This is a genomic window from Streptomyces sp. NPDC127038, assembly GCF_042725875.1.
GTDB lineage: Bacteria > Actinomycetota > Actinomycetes > Streptomycetales > Streptomycetaceae > Streptomyces.
Map to the genome: position 1 here is coordinate 181771 of NZ_JBHXDQ010000002.1, position 14792 is coordinate 196562.

The window sequence follows — 14792 nt, forward strand, 5'->3', positions numbered from 1 at the left end:
GTCGGGGTGGCGCCCCCAGCGGGTCGGCCACTGCCCGGTCGGGGCGGCCGCGCCCGCCGCGGGCCCCCGCCCCCCGACCACGCCCGCGGCGGCCGTCGTCAGGGCGGCCAGCACCGCCATGGATCGTCTCGTACGCATGGTTCCCCCTTGTTTCCGCGGCTCTCGGTGGGCCTGCCATGTACGACATGACGGTCAAGGTTTTGGTTGTACGGACCGTCTCGGAGGTCCCCATGCGCCGGGCCGGGTGCGAACGGCACGCCGTCGCACCCGGCGGCGGCCCCCGCCGCCCGGCTTCGCGGACTCGGCTCCGCGGACTCGGCCGTCAGAAGGCCGAGTTGGCGAACCACAGCGTCAGCAGTTCCTCGTCCCCGTCGCAGGCGATCGCCCCGGCGTCACGGGAGAGCCGGCCGTACACGAGCAGCAGCAGGTCCGCGGCCGTGCCCCGGACGGTCGCGTCGGCGGATCCGGCCGCCGCGCCGGACGCGTCGAGCCCGAAGCCGTCGGGCCGCAGGCGGACCAGCCAGTCGCCGTCACCGTCGGTCGCCAGGAAGCGGACGGTCCTGTCGGGACCGCGCAGATTGGCGACTCCCGGCGCGAAGGAGCCGGCGAACGGCAGGTTGACGAGGAACTCGTCCACGCCGTCGGCGGCCAGGGAACGGTCGACGGTGGGCCGCAGGCCGAGCGCCGTCTCGGCGTCGATCCGGTGCACCAGGGTCTCGAAGAGCATCCGGCGCGCCCAGAAGCGGGCGTGCTGGTCGACGCCCCAGGCCCACATGGGGAGGTCCGGGTCCGTGGCCGCGAAGGCCTCCGCCGCCACCGTCGCGCTCGCGGCGAGCCAGTCGGCGCGGCCGTCCCACCCGTCCGGCAGGCGCAGGTCCACGTCACGCGTCCGCGGGGGTTCCTGGACCCGGGCGTGCAGCAGGGCCGAGAACCAGCGCTGGACACTGCCCGTGTGGGTGACCAGGTCAGCCAGCGTCCAGCCGGGGCAACCCGGCACCGGAGTCGCCGGATCGGCGTTCTCCAGCGCCGCGACGAACCGGGCGGTCTCGGCCATGATCGCCGCACGGTGGTCGACCGGGGTCGCTCCCTGTGCACGGCTGTCCGGGGACGTCATCGTTGTGGTGCCTTTCTACGAGGGGAAGAGGGGGCCGGTCAGAGGGACTTGGCCTCGGCACCCGCCACCGCGAGCTCAGCGGGCTCGGGCGTCTCCGACTGGCGCACCACGGACGTCCGCGGCGCGTGGGCCGCCTTCAGTCCGACCAGGGCGACGACGGCGACCAGGAGGAACGCGCCTCCGGCGATGGCGAAGCTGAGCGTGAACTGGCTCTCCTGGGGCAGCGCGGGCATGCCGGCCGGCAGCCGTACGGTCTTGGACGCGAGCAGCGAGGTGATCACCGCGCTCGCGACGGCGCTGCCGACGGAGCGGGAGATGGAGTTGATGCCGTTGGCGATGCCGGTCTGGTGCGCCGGGACGCCGGCGACGATGAGGGCCGGCATGGAGGCGTAGCCGAAGCTGATCGCCAGACCGATGAGCATGCCCGCGCTGATGACGGAGGCGCTGGTGTCGTGGGCGGCGGTCAGCCAGGCGAAGCCGAGCACTCCGAAGCAGGCGCCGGCGGCGAGCGTGAAGCGTGCGCCGAGCCTGCGGACGAGCACGCCGCCGAACTGGGCACCGACGAGGGAGACGAGCGTGGTCGGCAGCAGGTAGACGACGGACGCGGCGAGCACGGAGGCGCCGAAGCCGTAGCCGAGGAGGTGTTCCGGCATCTGCACGAGGTACGAGACGCCGATGAACTGGGTGAACATCGCGAAGCCCAGCAGCAGTCCGGCCAGGTTGGTGAAGAGCACGGGCCGGTGGACGAACATCTTCATGTCCACCATCGGTTCCTTGACCCGGTTCTCGGTGAACACCCACACACCCGCCATGACGACGGCACCGGCGAAGGCGCCGAGCGTACGGCCGGACGTCCAGCCCCACTCGTGTCCCTGGGAGATGGGCAGCAGCAGGAGCACCAGCAGCATGCCGAGGGTCAGCGCGCCGAGCCAGTCGGTCCGCCCGCCGGTCTTCGTCCGGGACGCGGGCACGGTGACGAGCACGCCGATCAGGGCCACCACGGCGAGCACGACCGCGAGCCAGAAGGGCCGGTGGTAGTCGGGGTGGGAGCCCTGGGTGAGGAGGCCGGCGCCGACGAGGGCGAGGCCGCTGCCGAACGCGAGGGTGCCGCTGACCAGGGCCATCGCTCCGTGGAGCTTCTCCGGCGCGATCTCCTCACGCAGGACGGAGAGGGCGAGCGGGAAGATCGCGGTGGCGGCTCCCTGCATCACGCGTCCGACGATCAGCCAGGTCAGCGAGGTGGTGGTGGCGGCGAGCACCGAACCGGCGATCATCACGACCAGAACGCCGACGAGCGTGGGCTTCTTGCCGTGCTGGTCGCCGAAGCGGCCGAGCAGCGGGGTGAACACGGCGGCGGACAGCAGCGTGGCGGTCGTCACCCAGCTGACGTTCGCCGTGCTGGCCTTCAGGTCGCTCTGGATCATGCCCAGGATGGGTACGACCAGGGTCTGCATCATCGAGACGACCATGGCGGCGAGCCCGAGCACGAGGACGATCCGGGTGTTCCCGGAGGACCTCGGCGACGCCGCTTGCTGTGTGTGAGACACGGAAAGTCTGCCCTAACTAGTTAACAACCTCGATGCTTGAGAACTTCAAGCAATAGCTGACCGTAGCCGTGAATATTTGAGATGGTCAAACTTCCTGGCGTAGAGTGAGCCACATGACAGGAACCAGCGGTGTGGACACGGACCAGCTCATGGAGCTCCTGTCGGTGTCGCTCGGGGCCTACTACGGCGACTTCACGGTGGCCGCGGCGAGCGAGAACCTCACCGCCAGCCAGGGCAAGACGCTCAACGTGCTGCGCCGGGGGCCGGCCGCGATGCGCGCCCTCGCCACCATCCTGACCTGTGACGCCTCGAACATGACGGGGATCATCGACCGGCTGGAGAAGCGCGGTCTCGTCCGGCGGGAGCCGAGCCCCACCGACCGGCGCGTCAAGAACGTCGTCCTGACCGCCGAGGGCGAGCGCGTCATCGACGTGATCCGCGGCAGGATGGACACCACCCGCGCCGGCCTGGACAACCTCAGCGAGGAGGAGCGGACCACGCTCCACACCCTCCTGGAACGCGCCTTCACCTCCCGCCCGACGGCACTGCGGCCCAGCGCCTGAAGGTCCGGGCCGAGGGCCGACGACCCGGGCGGGCGACCGACCCCCTGCGCGACCTCGCGACAGTGATCGCGGACCCCGTACTGACGCTCTCGATCTCACGCATACCCTCGCGGCAGCGAACCGGACCTCTCCGACAGTCGCCTCCGGCACACACCCTTGCCGCCAACCACCCGGACACACAAACGAGTTGGGCGTCCGGCACGAGGCAGCACTTTTTCGCCAATGGCCGTGGCCCGGATTGGTCTACACCTTGACTGGTACAGACCAACGCGGTTGAGTGTGCTCCACACCCCCCACCACGGTCGCCCGGAGTGCATCGCTCCGCTCTCGTCGGCGTGCGCGCGAGGCCGCGCCATGTCTCCGTCGCGGCCTGTTCCGTGAAGGACTGATCCCTTGTCACAACGCCGTGTGTCTTCCGTACTGGCCGCGCTGCTGATCGGAACCGCCGCACCCGTACTGCTGCCGGCCGCCAACGCCTCGGCCGCCTCCTGCGCGAGCTACCCGGACTGGGTGGCGGGCAGGTCCTACGCCACCGGCAACATCGTCCGGTACACCGACGGCAAGACCTACATCGCCGAGCACGACAACCCCGGCTACGACCCGACCATCAGCACCTGGTACTGGGACCCCTACGCCTGCGACAGCGGCTCGACCAACCCGCCCGGCGGGTCCTGCGCGAGCTACCCGGACTGGGTGCCCGGCCGGTCCTACGTCACCGGCGACATCGTCCGGTACACGGACGGGAAGGCCTACATCGCCGAGCACGACAACCCGGGGTACGACCCCACCATCAGCACCTGGTTCTGGGACCCGTACTCCTGCGACGGCGGCTCGACCAACCCGTCCGACGGCTTCGTCGTGAGCGAGGCCCAGTTCAACCAGATGTTCCCGAGCCGGAACTCCTTCTACACCTACAACGGCCTGAAGGCCGCGCTGAGTTCGTTCCCGGGCTTCGCCAACACCGGCAGCGACACCGTCAAGAAGCAGGAGGCCGCGGCCTTCCTCGCGAACGTCAACCACGAGACCGGCGGTCTGGTCTACGTCGTGGAGCAGAACACCGCCAACTACTCGCACTACTGCGACTGGAGCCAGCCCTACGGCTGCCCGGCCGGCCAGTCGGCGTACTACGGGCGCGGTCCGATCCAGCTCAGCTGGAACTTCAACTACAAGGCCGCCGGTGACGCGCTCGGCATCGACCTGCTGGGCAATCCCAACCTCGTCCAGACCGACGCGGCCGTGGCCTGGAAGACCGGCCTCTGGTACTGGAACACCCAGTCGGGCCCCGGCACGATGACCCCGCACAACGCGATGGTCAACAGCGCCGGATTCGGCCAGACCATCCGGAGCATCAACGGCTCCCTGGAGTGCGACGGCAAGAACGCGGCCCAGGTGCAGAGCCGGGTCGACGCGTACCAGCGGTTCACCTCGATCCTCGGCGTCGCACCGGGGGCCAACCTCTACTGCTGAGCCCGCCCCGTCGGCCGCGTCCCGGCCGAACACCTCTCCCACCCGCCGGCCGCGCCACACGACCGGCGGGTGGGAGAGATCCCTCGCGCCGGGTAGTCGTTGGGCATGAAGGAATACGAATCCGGCGATTCACCGGATACCCGGACGGTCTTCGCGTCCAGCACCGCCTCGACGCGATGGCTGACCTGCCTGGCCCGCATCGAGCGGTCCACGGCGGCGGACCCGCTGATCAGCACGCTTCAGCGGGGCATCAGGGCGCTGCCGCTCGGCGGGGCCCGCGATCTGCTGCGCGGCCGGCCCCTGGGCCATCCTGTGCACCCGGTCCTGGTGCAGGTCCCGATCGGCTGCTGGCTGTCGGCCACCCTCATGGACGTCATGCCGGCGGGGCAGCGCGCCGCGACGACCCTGACGGCCGTCGGACTGGCCGGGGTCGCCCCGGCGGCGATCAGCGGGTGGGTCGACTGGGCGGACCTGCCGCCGGAGCAGGCACGCGTCGGACTGGCCCACGCCGCCACGAACGTGGCCGCGGTGGCCTGCTTCGCCGCCTCCCTCACCGCACGGCTCCGCCATCACCGGGCGAAGGGGAGCCTGTGGTCACTGGCCGGCCTGGCGGCGGTCGGCGTCACCGGAGCGCTGGGCGGGCACGTGGCCTACCGGCGTTCCGTGGGGGCCTGGCCGGCGGAGTAGGGAGGGCCGGCGGCATGCGGCGCGCCCGCGCTCAAGCCGAACGGGCCGCTGCGGAGTCGGCCGTGTTGCTGCCGGCCGGCTCCGCGCCCGGGTCCGCGTCGGCGAGCACCTCCTCGCGGAGCGCGGCGCAGCAGCCGCTGAGCAGACGCGAGACATGCATCTGGGAGACCCCCAGCTCCGCCGCGATACAGCTCTGTGTCATGTCACGGAAGAACCGCAGGTAGAGGATGGTCCGCTCGCGCTCGGGCAGCCGCGCCAGGGCGGGCTTGACGGCCTCCCGGTCCACGACCAGGTCGAACCCGGTGTCGGCCTCCCCCAGCCCGTCGGACAGGGAGTACCCGTCGTCACCGTCGGCGAGGCGGGCGTCGAGCGAGAGGGTCACGAAGCTGTCCAGGGCTTCCAGGCCCACGCGTACGTCGTCCTCGCTGAGCTGGGCGTATTCGGCGATCTCGGCGACGCGGGGCTGCCGGTCGGAATGGGCCGGCGCCAGGTCCTTCACGGCCCCGCGGACCCGGTTGCGCGCCTCCTGGACCCGTCGCGGCACGTGCACGGCCCACATGTGGTCGCGGAAGTGGCGCTTGATCTCACCGACGATCGTCGGGACGGCGTAGCTCTCGAAGGCGTTGCCCCGGGTGGGGTCGTACCGGTCCACGGCCTTCACCAGGCCGAGTGCGGCGACCTGGACCAGATCCTCGATGGACTCACCCCTGCCCCGGTACTTGCCGGCGATGCGCTCGGCCATCGGCATCCAGGCCCCGACGACCTCCTCGCGCAGCGCCCTGCGCTCCGGTCCGTCGGGAAGTCCTGCCAGGTGTGAGAAGGCGGCGTCGGTCTCGGGTGCGTCATCGTGCCGACGGCGCCGGGTGGCTGCTGTGCAGGTCATGTGCGAACAGCTCCCTCAGGGTTGCCACTGGACAGAACTCCATGAGGGCGCACGCGTATGGGCGACACACCCGTGCGGGGAGCGGACGCTCTCACGGACGTGCCTGTTGTCCGAAGCACTGTCATTGGAGTCCCCGGCCTTCAATGCAATAAACCCATATCGGGGCAATGTGACGCTTGGGCGGCGGCTGATCGTGGAGCGTGACGACGCCGACGGGCCCGGTTCCGGACGCGCCACCGGCGGGTCCGCGCACTTTTCCGGATCACCACGGGAACCGGAGGGCTCGCCCGTCCGACTGCTTCACCGCACGGCCGGAAACGGCCGTGGGAAGGACGCCGTGGCCCGGTCGTCACCCGCGCGTCCACCGCCCGGGCCGGGGAAGCAGCGTCCGCCGCAGCCGACACAGAACGAGGTGGACCGATGTCCGTCAGCTCCGATGCCCCCGACCTGCCCTCCCCGGGCGAGGAGGCCACCGGCACACCAGAAGGCGGCGGGGTGTCCGCGGGTGCGGGCGCCCCGGCCGGGACACCGGGATCACCTCGACGGCCCACGGGCTTCGGTCCGTTGCTGGCACGGCTGCATTTCTACGCCGGAGTCCTGGTGGCACCCTTCCTGCTCGTCGCGGCGGTCACCGGCCTGCTCTACACCTTCACCCCTCAACTGGACGCGTTCGTCTACGACAAGGAGCTCACCGTCGCGCGTCCGGCAGGCGCGTCCCTCCCCCTGGCCGAACAGGTGGAGGCCGCTCGGGCCCGTCACCAGAAGGGCACGCTGACCGCCGTTCGTCCCGGAACCGGGGACTCGACGACCCAGGTGGACTTCGCACTGCCCGAACTGGGCGAGCGGGCGCACACCGTCTACGTCGACCCGTACACGGGCGAGGTGACCGGGCAGTTGACCACCTGGTATGGATCCACGCCGCTCAAGACCTGGCTGGACGACCTGCACCGCAATCTGCACCTGGGCACGACCGGCCGCTACTACTCGGAGTTCGCCGCGAGTTGGCTGTGGGTCCTCGTCCTCGGCGGCCTGGTCCTGTGGTGGCGCCGCCGGCGCCGCAACCGTTCCGCCCGGCGTCTGCTGCTGCCCGACCTTGCGGCCGGGAAGGGCGTCCGCCGCACCCGCGGGTGGCACGCGGCGACGGGCGTGTGGCTCGCGCTCGGTCTGCTGGCCCTCTCCGCGACCGGCCTGACCTGGTCCCGTTTCGCGGGCGCCCACTTCGGTGAAGCGCTGGACGCGCTGCGCTCCGGTACGCCCGCGGTGTCGACCGCCCTGCCCGGCGCGTCCGCCGGCGGACCGGGCGGCCACCACCACGGCGGAGCGGTGGACTCCCCCACCGGGGACGGTGTCGACCCGAAGGCCATCGACGGGGTCCTCGCCGCTGCCCGGCGCGACGGACTGTCGGGCCCCGTCGCCATCGGTGTCCCGCAGGACCACACCGCCGCCTGGACCGTGTCGCAGACCCGGAACCTCTGGCCGGTCGGACGCGACAGCGTGGCCGTCGACGCCACCACCGACCGGGTGGTCGACCGGGTGGACTTCGCCGACTGGCCGGTCCTGGCCAAGCTGACCCGGTGGGGCATCAACGCCCATATGGGCACGCTGTTCGGCCTGGTCAACCAGATCCTGCTGGCCCTGCTGGCCATCGGGCTGACCTGCATGACCGTCCTGGGCTACCGCATGTGGTGGCAGCGGCGCCCCACGCGCGCCGACCGCCGCGCCCCGCTCGGCACCCCGCCGGCCCGTGGTGCCTGGCGCGGAATCCCGTACGGGGCCCTGGCGGCAGGAGTCCTCGCCGTCGTCGCGCTCGGGTGGGCGCTCCCCCTCCTCGGCCTGCCGCTCGCCGCGTTCCTGGCCGCCGACCTGGTCGCGGGTGCCGTACGGCGCCGTCGCCGCGTGACCCCGCCCACCGCGGGAGCCGACTCCACGGGCTGATCCCCACAGTCCCGAGCACGACAACAGCAGTGGAACAGGATGCATTTGGCGGGGCTGCGACTCCAAGCAGCCCCGCTCAAGGCCGAGTTGAAAGGAAAGTGCTCTCGACAGGTGGCCTCAGGGGCTCGCCACGACCGCCGAGGCGCCCTCCCAGGCCCTCGCGAACTCGGCGGCGGGGTACGGGGTTCGCTTGGTCTCGGCGAGCAGGCGCCGGGCGAACTCGCCCATGGCCGCGGCGGCCCGGGAGTTCCGGTCGAGGATCGCGGCGATCTCGGACCGCAGACCGTCGGGACGGCGCCCGGCGATCCACTCGGCCAGGAAGACCGCGTACGCCTCGTCATCGCGCGGACCCACGGGCAGATGATGGCGCAGCAGATGGCGGGCGGTGAGGCAACGGTCGTAGAGCCGGTGCGCGGAGAGGAACTCCCGCTCGGCCGCGGACAGTTCGAAGCCGGAGCTCAGCGCGAGCCCGAAGTCGGCGAAGTACACCCGACGGCCGTCGGTCAGGATGTTGGCGAAGTGGGCGTCGAAATGGACGAACCCGCGCGAGCCCATGAAGGCGGTGCCGCGCTCCAGGGCTTCCTCCGCCCAGAGATACGGCGACCCGCCACCGCTCTCCGGTGCGGCGGCGCCCTGGTCGTGCAGCCGGTCGGCGAGCGTCTCGGGGATGTGCTCCAGGAAGAGAACCAGAGCGGCCGAGGAGCGACCGATGGCCTCCAGCCGCTCACGCACGGCCGTCGAACCCTCCCAGTGCTCGACCGCCCCCTCGATCCCGCCGAACGCGTCGGCGAACCCCTCGGGCGGCGCGTCGGGCAGGACACGCCAGTGGTACATCAGCGGGAAGCCCTCGTACTCGTTCCCGAGGACCCAGTTGGTGGTCATGACGTGCGCGGCCAGCTCGCGCCAGGCACCGAACCCCGCCGAGCCGATTCCGTACTGGTAGAACATCGGCAGCCCGAAGAGGTTCGCCGTCGACCGGGTGTTCCCGGGGCGCAGTTCGATGTCCGTCAACGGGACCTTCTTGACGAACACGCGCGTGCCGTCGACGTCCAGTTCCGCCGACCGGCCGCCGATGCCGGACCCGAGCGGCGCCGCCCCGGCCACGATCTCGCCGAGCCGGCGGTCGCTCAGCAGGGACAGTCGCGTGGACACCCGCCCGTACGCGGCGAGCCGTGTGTCGTGGCGCGGCTCGGGGGTGCGCATCGACGGCTCCTCGGTGTGCCCGTGACCAGGGCTTCGGCGAAGTCTCGGACCCGGGCGAGCCTATCGGGACGGCCCCTCGGACGCACTCGTCCTCCGCGCGATGAGGGCCGCGTTCGCCCCGGCGGCGTCCAGCGGTGCCACCGAGATGTCGGTGAAGCCCGCGTCGGTGAGCCAGCGCCGGTACTCGCCGTAGGTGTAGTTGTGGCCCGAGCGTGTCTCGACGAGCATGTTGAGCCCCATCAGCGCCGCCGGGGCGGGGCCGGTCTCGTCGTCGTCGAGGACGAGTTCGCAGATGATCACCGCTCCTCCTTCGGGCAGCGCCGCGTGGCACTTCTCCAGCAGCCGGCGCCCGGTCGCCTCGTCCCAGTCGTGCAGGATCATGCTGAGCAGGATCACGTCGTGCCCCGACGGCAACGGCTCCTCGGACAGGAAGTCGCCGTCGTGGGTGCCGATCGCGCCCGTCAGTCCGAGCGCGGCGACCTTCTCCCGGGTCATCGCGGTGATGTGCGGCAGGTCGAGGACGGTGGCGCCGAGGTGGGGGTGGCGGCGGCACAGTCCGACGGGGAACGCCCCGGTGCCGCCGCCCACGTCGAGCAGTCGGCTGTACGCGGCGAAGTCGTGGGCGTCGGCCAGTGCCCGCGCGGTGAACGACGAGAGGGTGAACATCGCCTCCCAGAACCCTTCGAGGATCTCGGGGTCCGTGGTGACGAACGCCGATTGCTGGAGGTCGGGGTCCCAGGTGGTGGGCCGGTTGTCGCGGATCGCCTCCTGGAGCCGGCCCCAGCCGGGATAGCCGTGCCGGTCCGAGTACCGGACGAAGCCACCGAAGTAGTGCGGCCGGCCCTCGACCAGGAACTCCTCGGCGATCGGCGCGTTGCGGTAGAGGCCGCCCTCACGCGTCAGCAGCCCGAGGGCGGTGCAGCAGGCGAGCAGCATCCGGGCGGGCCTGGGATGCAGGCCCAGCTCCGCGGCGATCGTGCGCGCGTCGACGGTGCCACGCCGCGACAGGACCGAGAACAGTCCGAGGTCGACACCGGCGGCCAGCACCTTGAACCGCCAGAAGCCGGTGGTCAGTTCCATCAGCGGGACGGGTGTGACCGACTCCGGTTCGGCCGGGCCGGCCGAGGCCGGAACCGGCCGGTTCGCCGCCTTGTCCATCGTCTGGTGCATGGCACAACTCCCGCTCGGCAGTGATGTGGGTCAGAAGCATCCCCCGTGAACACTTAGAGTAGTGGATCAAGGACGCTCAGTTACACCCTCTGTCGCCGATCGAAGCCGAGATACTTGTACCGAACGACGCCGTGCCCGGCAGCCCCACCGTTCTGACCCTGCCGTTGCCCACGGATCTTCCCGCCACCACCGCCCGCGTCGGTGAGCAACTCACCCTCCTGCACGAAGGTTTGCCACCGGGCCTGTACACCACCGCCCTCCAGGACGGACCCAACGCCGCCGCGGCCCGAACCGAGTTGCTGGCCTGGTGCGACACCCGACTCGACCGGGGCGTACCGGCGGAGGGCTCACGCCCCGCCGGCGGCGACATCCACGACCGGTTCTTCTCGGTGCAACGGGCCGGGGGCAGCAGTGCCGGGCTGCTCGCCGCGGCACTGGTGGTCAGCGACCTCCTCGTCCACGACGACCTCGCCCGTAACGGCAGCACCCTCGACGAGGACCCGGACAACCTGCTGCTCGGGGTCGGCACCTTGCTCACGGGCGTGCCGACCCCTGCCGTCAAACACACACGCTGGCAGCCCGCCGACCCGGCGGCCGCCGCTCAGGAGCGATGGCTCGTCGGCCATCAGCGGTTCTTCGTCATGCTCCAACTGCTGATCGTCGCCCTGCGCGACCTCGACGACGGCGGCACGGCACACGAGGAGGAACAAGAGGGAGAAGCGGTCCGCGCCTTCGGCCGGATCTGCCGCAGCACCGCCGTCTCCATGCGTTACGCCGCCGACTTCCCGCCGGAGCTGTACGGCCCCGTCCGCGACACCATGACCCCGCCCACGGTCAACGCCGGCTTCAGCGGACTCCAGACCAGGGACCATCACGCGCTCGTCGCCCAGATGCGCCAGTCCAGGAACAGCGGCGTCTTCGACCGTCTGGCCCCGGCATCCGTGACCGCCGTGCACGCGTCGGTCCAGCATCTGTACGACGCTCACGTCTGGGTGTGCGCACGGTTCGGCGGAGCGACACAGCAAAGTCTGCTCATGGCCCAGACCGCCCAGCAACCCGGTCCGCGGCGGCCCGAGACCGGAGTGGAGGCCGCCGAGCGCCTCGCCCGGCAACGGCTCGGCCACCTCGGCCCCCGCGCCTCCGGATAGCGGAGCCGCACCGGCCGAGGTGCGGCTCCGCCCCCGAACCCCGGCGGTCGCGACCGCGGCCGCCCCATCTCCGGCCTGCCGGGCCGGAGTTCGCGTCCAGGAGAGAACACGATGAGCACTGCCCCGGGGACGTCCGCCCCTTCGCCCGCCGCTCCCGCGCGAGCGGAAACGGCGGCGGAAGCGGAAGCGGGCCACAGGATCATCGAGTCGGGGCGGTTCCGCCCCCGATGGGTGGCCGAGGTCCTGCGGCCCGGCGACGCCGACGAGGTGGCCAGCATCGTGCGGGAGACGGCCCGGCGCGCGGCCGTCGGGCCGCACTCCCCGCTGCATCCGGTGAGCACCGGACGCAACTGGGGGCTCGGCTCCGGCAGCCCGGTCGAGGAGGGCGCCACCGTGCTCGACCTCTCGCTGCTCGACCGCATCCGCGCCATCGACCTCCGGGCGGGGTACGCGGTCGTCGAACCCGGCGTCACACAGGGCGAGTTGGCCGGACGGCTCAGCGGGTCGGAGCGGATGCTCAATCTCACCGGCGCCTCACAGCACACCAGCGTCCTCGGCAACATCCTGGAACGGGGCGTGGGCCTGCACCGGGCCCGCGCGGAGGATCTGGCGGGGCTCGAACTCGTCCTGTCGGACGGCACGTTCACACGCTGCGGCTGGTGGCCCGACGAGCGTTCCGACCATGCCGACACCGTGCAGCCGCACGGACGGGGTCCCTCCCTCAACCATGTCTTCACCCAGTCCGCGATGGCCGTCGTCACGGCCGCCGTCGTCCGTCTGCTGCCCCGGCCGGAGGCGGTACGGGTACTGCCGCTGACCTTCGCCGAGGCCGAACTCCCCGCCGCCGTCGACGTCCTGCGCTCCTGGACCGCCCAGCGTCTGATCCCCGCCACGGCCAAGATCTACAACCCCGTCGCAGCCCGGACCTACGGGGTCGAGGACCGCTGGCTCGTACACATCTGCCTCACCGGGGACCCGGGCCTCGTCGCCGCGCGGTCCCGGCTCGTCGCCGAAAGGGTCGGCGGGCACGGCTCCCCCTTCGTGGCCGCGCCCCCGCACACCGCCGACGACCATGTGCACGGTGCCTACGCGGGTCTGCCGGACCCCGACGACACCCTCTTCCGGCGCAAGGCGGGTTGCTGCGCCCGCTGCCTGGACACCGCCCGCGGTCTGCTGATGTTCCTTCCCGTCGTCCCGTTCGACGGGTCCGCCGTCGCGCGGGCCTCCGAGCTGATCGCCACGGCGCTGGAGGGCGGCACGGCAGCTCCGGGCGTCACCATGAACGTTCTCGACGCCGACACGATCGACCACGTCGTCACCCTCGGATTCCCGCCACGGGACGCGCGCTCCGTCGACGACGCCCACCGCACGCTCGACCGGCTCCACCGGTCGTTCGCCGCGGCAGGCCACCATCCGTACCGTCCGGACATCGATCACCCCCTCCCCCGTCCCCACGGCGTTCTCCTGCAACGGATCGGCCGCGTCCTCGACCCGGACGGCGTGTTCGCCCGAGGACGGTTCTGACGCCGGAGGCACCCGGGCCCGGGCGGCACCCGTCAGCGGCGGAGCACGGCAACCATGGCCTGCGCCGCTCCGAGGACGTACCACCAACGCACCCCCGCGGTTGACGGCCGTCGCGCTCGCGGTGACGGTTGGAAGGTGGAGCCCCGCCGCGCGGTCTCCCCGCTGCCGCACGACGTGAACTCGCGCCCCGAGTGCAAGGGAGCACCGCTCATGACCGAGGCCCGGCACGACCGCCCCGGAGCCGATCAGCACTCCGCCCCCGGCCCCGAGGGCCCGGTGCCGCGCCACTCGGACAGCCGCCCGGCGGCCGGGTCGGGTGCGGTCTCCGACCTCCGCCGGGTCGGGATCTCCCCCGATCACTGGTACCCGGTGGCGACCTCGCGGAAGGTGCGGCGCAACCGGACGTTCGCGGCCGTCTTCGCGGGTGAGCGGATCGTGCTGTACCGGGGGCGCAGCGGTGCCGTCCACGCGCTGGAGGACCGCTGCGCGCACCGGCAGGTGCCGTTGAGCATGGGTGTGGTCGAGGGTGACATCCTGCGCTGCTGCTACCACGCGTGGGCCTACCGGGGCGACGGGCGCATCTCGCAGATTCCGTATCTGCCCAAGGGCTGTGAGCGGCCGCCGCGCGGGGTGCGCTCGTATCCGGTCCGCGAGGCCTACGGCCTGGTGTTCGTGTTCCCGGGCGACCCGGCGCTCGCCGAGGACGCGCCGTTCCCGTTCCTGCCCGAGTACCACTCGGCCGGCCACCGCACCATGACGTTCTCCCGGACCGTGCACTGCCACTACTCGTTCATGCACGAGAACCTGCTCGACATGAACCACCAGTTCCTGCACCGGAGCGTCCTCGGCAGGATCCGGCCGGAGCTGCTGGGGTACGACGCCGGACCGACGCACGTCGAGGCGCGGTACCTCTTCGTCCCGGCCGGGGGCCGCAAGGACCGGGGCGCGGGTCTGCTGTCCGCGGAGGGGTTCGGGGGCCAGGACCGGCCCGACGTCATCACGATCCGCACCGAGTACCCGTACCAGACCCTCCGGGACGTCCCGGAGGGCAGCGACCTCCCGGCGTTCTCGCTCTGGGCCGCGTATGTGCCGGAGGACGCGGAACAGCGGGTCAACCACGCCTACGGCCTGCTGACGATCGCGAAGCCGCCGGTGCCCGGGGCGCTGCAGCTCGCCTGGCCGCTGATCCGCAGGTTCACCGAGCGGGTCTTCGCCCAGGACCGGATGGCGGTCGAGGCGGAGCAGCGTGCCTGGGACGAGCAGGGCGAGGACCACAACCACGAGGTGTTCCCGCTGATCCTCGACCTGCGTGACGTGCTGCGAGCCAACGGCGTGCCGCTGCGTCCGGAGACGGCGTCGGGCTGCGCGCCGTGCGGGATGGCGGGCCCCGCGCACCGCACGGCCTCGCTCGTGGACGACGCCCCGGCCACGGGCCCCGACGAGGTCACGGAATCCGCGGGACCGGCGCAGTCCGCCGGTCCCGCGGTGGAGGGCGCCGGCATGGCCGAGTAAGCCGGACCGGCACGCTTCCGGCGTCACCTCCGCCGACGG

General features: G+C 71.8%; 12 protein-coding genes. 7 read left to right on the forward strand and 5 right to left on the reverse strand.

All coding sequences use genetic code 11. The features are described 5' to 3' along the window. Positions 1–322 precede the first annotated feature (322 nt). Positions 323–1114, reverse strand: coding sequence for a maleylpyruvate isomerase family mycothiol-dependent enzyme (locus ACFWI4_RS02315; RefSeq protein ID WP_387189934.1), 792 nt, complete (start codon positions 1112–1114; stop codon positions 323–325). A 38-nt stretch (positions 1115–1152) separates the two neighbouring features. After that, positions 1153–2661, reverse strand: coding sequence for an MFS transporter (locus tag ACFWI4_RS02320; protein WP_387189936.1), 1509 nt, complete (start codon positions 2659–2661; stop codon positions 1153–1155). 113 nt (positions 2662–2774) lie between these two features. On the opposite strand from ACFWI4_RS02320, the gene ACFWI4_RS02325 reads away from it, so the two are divergent. The 3 genes from ACFWI4_RS02325 to ACFWI4_RS02335 all read left to right on the forward strand — a co-directional run bounded on the left by ACFWI4_RS02325 (position 2775) and on the right by ACFWI4_RS02335 (position 5378). Beyond that, positions 2775–3224, forward strand: a complete 450-nt coding sequence (locus ACFWI4_RS02325) for a MarR family winged helix-turn-helix transcriptional regulator (RefSeq protein ID WP_387189938.1) — start codon at positions 2775–2777, stop codon at positions 3222–3224. Between the two features lie 393 nt (positions 3225–3617). Beyond that, entirely contained in the window at positions 3618–4691 is a 1074-nt protein-coding gene (locus ACFWI4_RS02330) for a glycoside hydrolase family 19 protein (RefSeq protein WP_387189940.1), read from the forward strand. Positions 4692–4796: 105 nt separating this feature from the next. Continuing rightward, complete coding sequence (locus ACFWI4_RS02335) at positions 4797–5378, forward strand: DUF2231 domain-containing protein (protein WP_385393873.1); 582 nt, start codon at positions 4797–4799, stop codon at positions 5376–5378. Positions 5379–5409: 31 nt separating this feature from the next. On the opposite strand, the gene ACFWI4_RS02340 is transcribed toward ACFWI4_RS02335, so the two are convergent. Beyond that, a complete protein-coding gene (locus tag ACFWI4_RS02340; RefSeq protein WP_387189943.1) occupies positions 5410–6261 on the reverse strand; it encodes an RNA polymerase sigma factor SigF in 852 nt (283 codons plus the stop codon). A 420-nt stretch (positions 6262–6681) separates the two neighbouring features. Between ACFWI4_RS02340 and ACFWI4_RS02345 the strand changes: the two genes are divergently transcribed. Next, complete coding sequence (locus tag ACFWI4_RS02345; protein WP_387189946.1) at positions 6682–8196, forward strand: PepSY-associated TM helix domain-containing protein; 1515 nt, start codon at positions 6682–6684, stop codon at positions 8194–8196. A 117-nt stretch (positions 8197–8313) separates the two neighbouring features. Here the strand turns inward: ACFWI4_RS02345 and ACFWI4_RS02350 are convergent, their stop codons facing one another. Both ACFWI4_RS02350 and ACFWI4_RS02355 read right to left on the reverse strand, forming a co-directional pair. After that, complete coding sequence (locus ACFWI4_RS02350; protein ID WP_387189948.1) at positions 8314–9399, reverse strand: protein kinase family protein; 1086 nt, start codon at positions 9397–9399, stop codon at positions 8314–8316. A gap of 60 nt (positions 9400–9459) precedes the next feature. Beyond that, complete coding sequence (locus ACFWI4_RS02355; RefSeq protein WP_387189950.1) at positions 9460–10569, reverse strand: methyltransferase; 1110 nt, start codon at positions 10567–10569, stop codon at positions 9460–9462. Between the two features lie 131 nt (positions 10570–10700). Between ACFWI4_RS02355 and ACFWI4_RS02360 the strand changes: the two genes are divergently transcribed. The 3 genes from ACFWI4_RS02360 (at position 10701) to ACFWI4_RS02370 (ending at position 14753) form a co-directional block, all read left to right on the forward strand. Beyond that, complete coding sequence (locus ACFWI4_RS02360) at positions 10701–11717, forward strand: hypothetical protein (protein ID WP_387189953.1); 1017 nt, start codon at positions 10701–10703, stop codon at positions 11715–11717. A 111-nt stretch (positions 11718–11828) separates the two neighbouring features. Continuing rightward, positions 11829–13241: an FAD-binding oxidoreductase gene (locus tag ACFWI4_RS02365; protein ID WP_387189956.1), complete on the forward strand. Its 1413-nt coding sequence runs from the start codon at positions 11829–11831 to the stop codon at positions 13239–13241. 210 nt (positions 13242–13451) lie between these two features. Next, positions 13452–14753 (forward strand): Rieske 2Fe-2S domain-containing protein, encoded by a 1302-nt coding sequence (locus ACFWI4_RS02370; RefSeq protein WP_387190167.1) that lies wholly within the window; start codon positions 13452–13454, stop codon positions 14751–14753. Positions 14754–14792: the final 39 nt, after the last annotated feature.

Coding starts and splice junctions, on each gene's coding strand:
- ACFWI4_RS02315 (WP_387189934.1), bottom strand. CDS start 1,114: ATGACGTCCCCGGACAGCCGTGCACAGGGAGCGACCCCGGTCGACCAC.
- ACFWI4_RS02325 (WP_387189938.1), top strand. CDS start 2,775: ATGACAGGAACCAGCGGTGTGGACACGGACCAGCTCATGGAGCTCCTG.
- ACFWI4_RS02335 (WP_385393873.1), top strand. CDS start 4,797: ATGAAGGAATACGAATCCGGCGATTCACCGGATACCCGGACGGTCTTC.
- ACFWI4_RS02340 (WP_387189943.1), bottom strand. CDS start 6,261: ATGACCTGCACAGCAGCCACCCGGCGCCGTCGGCACGATGACGCACCC.
- ACFWI4_RS02345 (WP_387189946.1), top strand. CDS start 6,682: ATGTCCGTCAGCTCCGATGCCCCCGACCTGCCCTCCCCGGGCGAGGAG.
- ACFWI4_RS02350 (WP_387189948.1), bottom strand. CDS start 9,399: ATGCGCACCCCCGAGCCGCGCCACGACACACGGCTCGCCGCGTACGGG.
- ACFWI4_RS02355 (WP_387189950.1), bottom strand. CDS start 10,569: ATGCACCAGACGATGGACAAGGCGGCGAACCGGCCGGTTCCGGCCTCG.
- ACFWI4_RS02365 (WP_387189956.1), top strand. CDS start 11,829: ATGAGCACTGCCCCGGGGACGTCCGCCCCTTCGCCCGCCGCTCCCGCG.
- ACFWI4_RS02370 (WP_387190167.1), top strand. CDS start 13,452: ATGACCGAGGCCCGGCACGACCGCCCCGGAGCCGATCAGCACTCCGCC.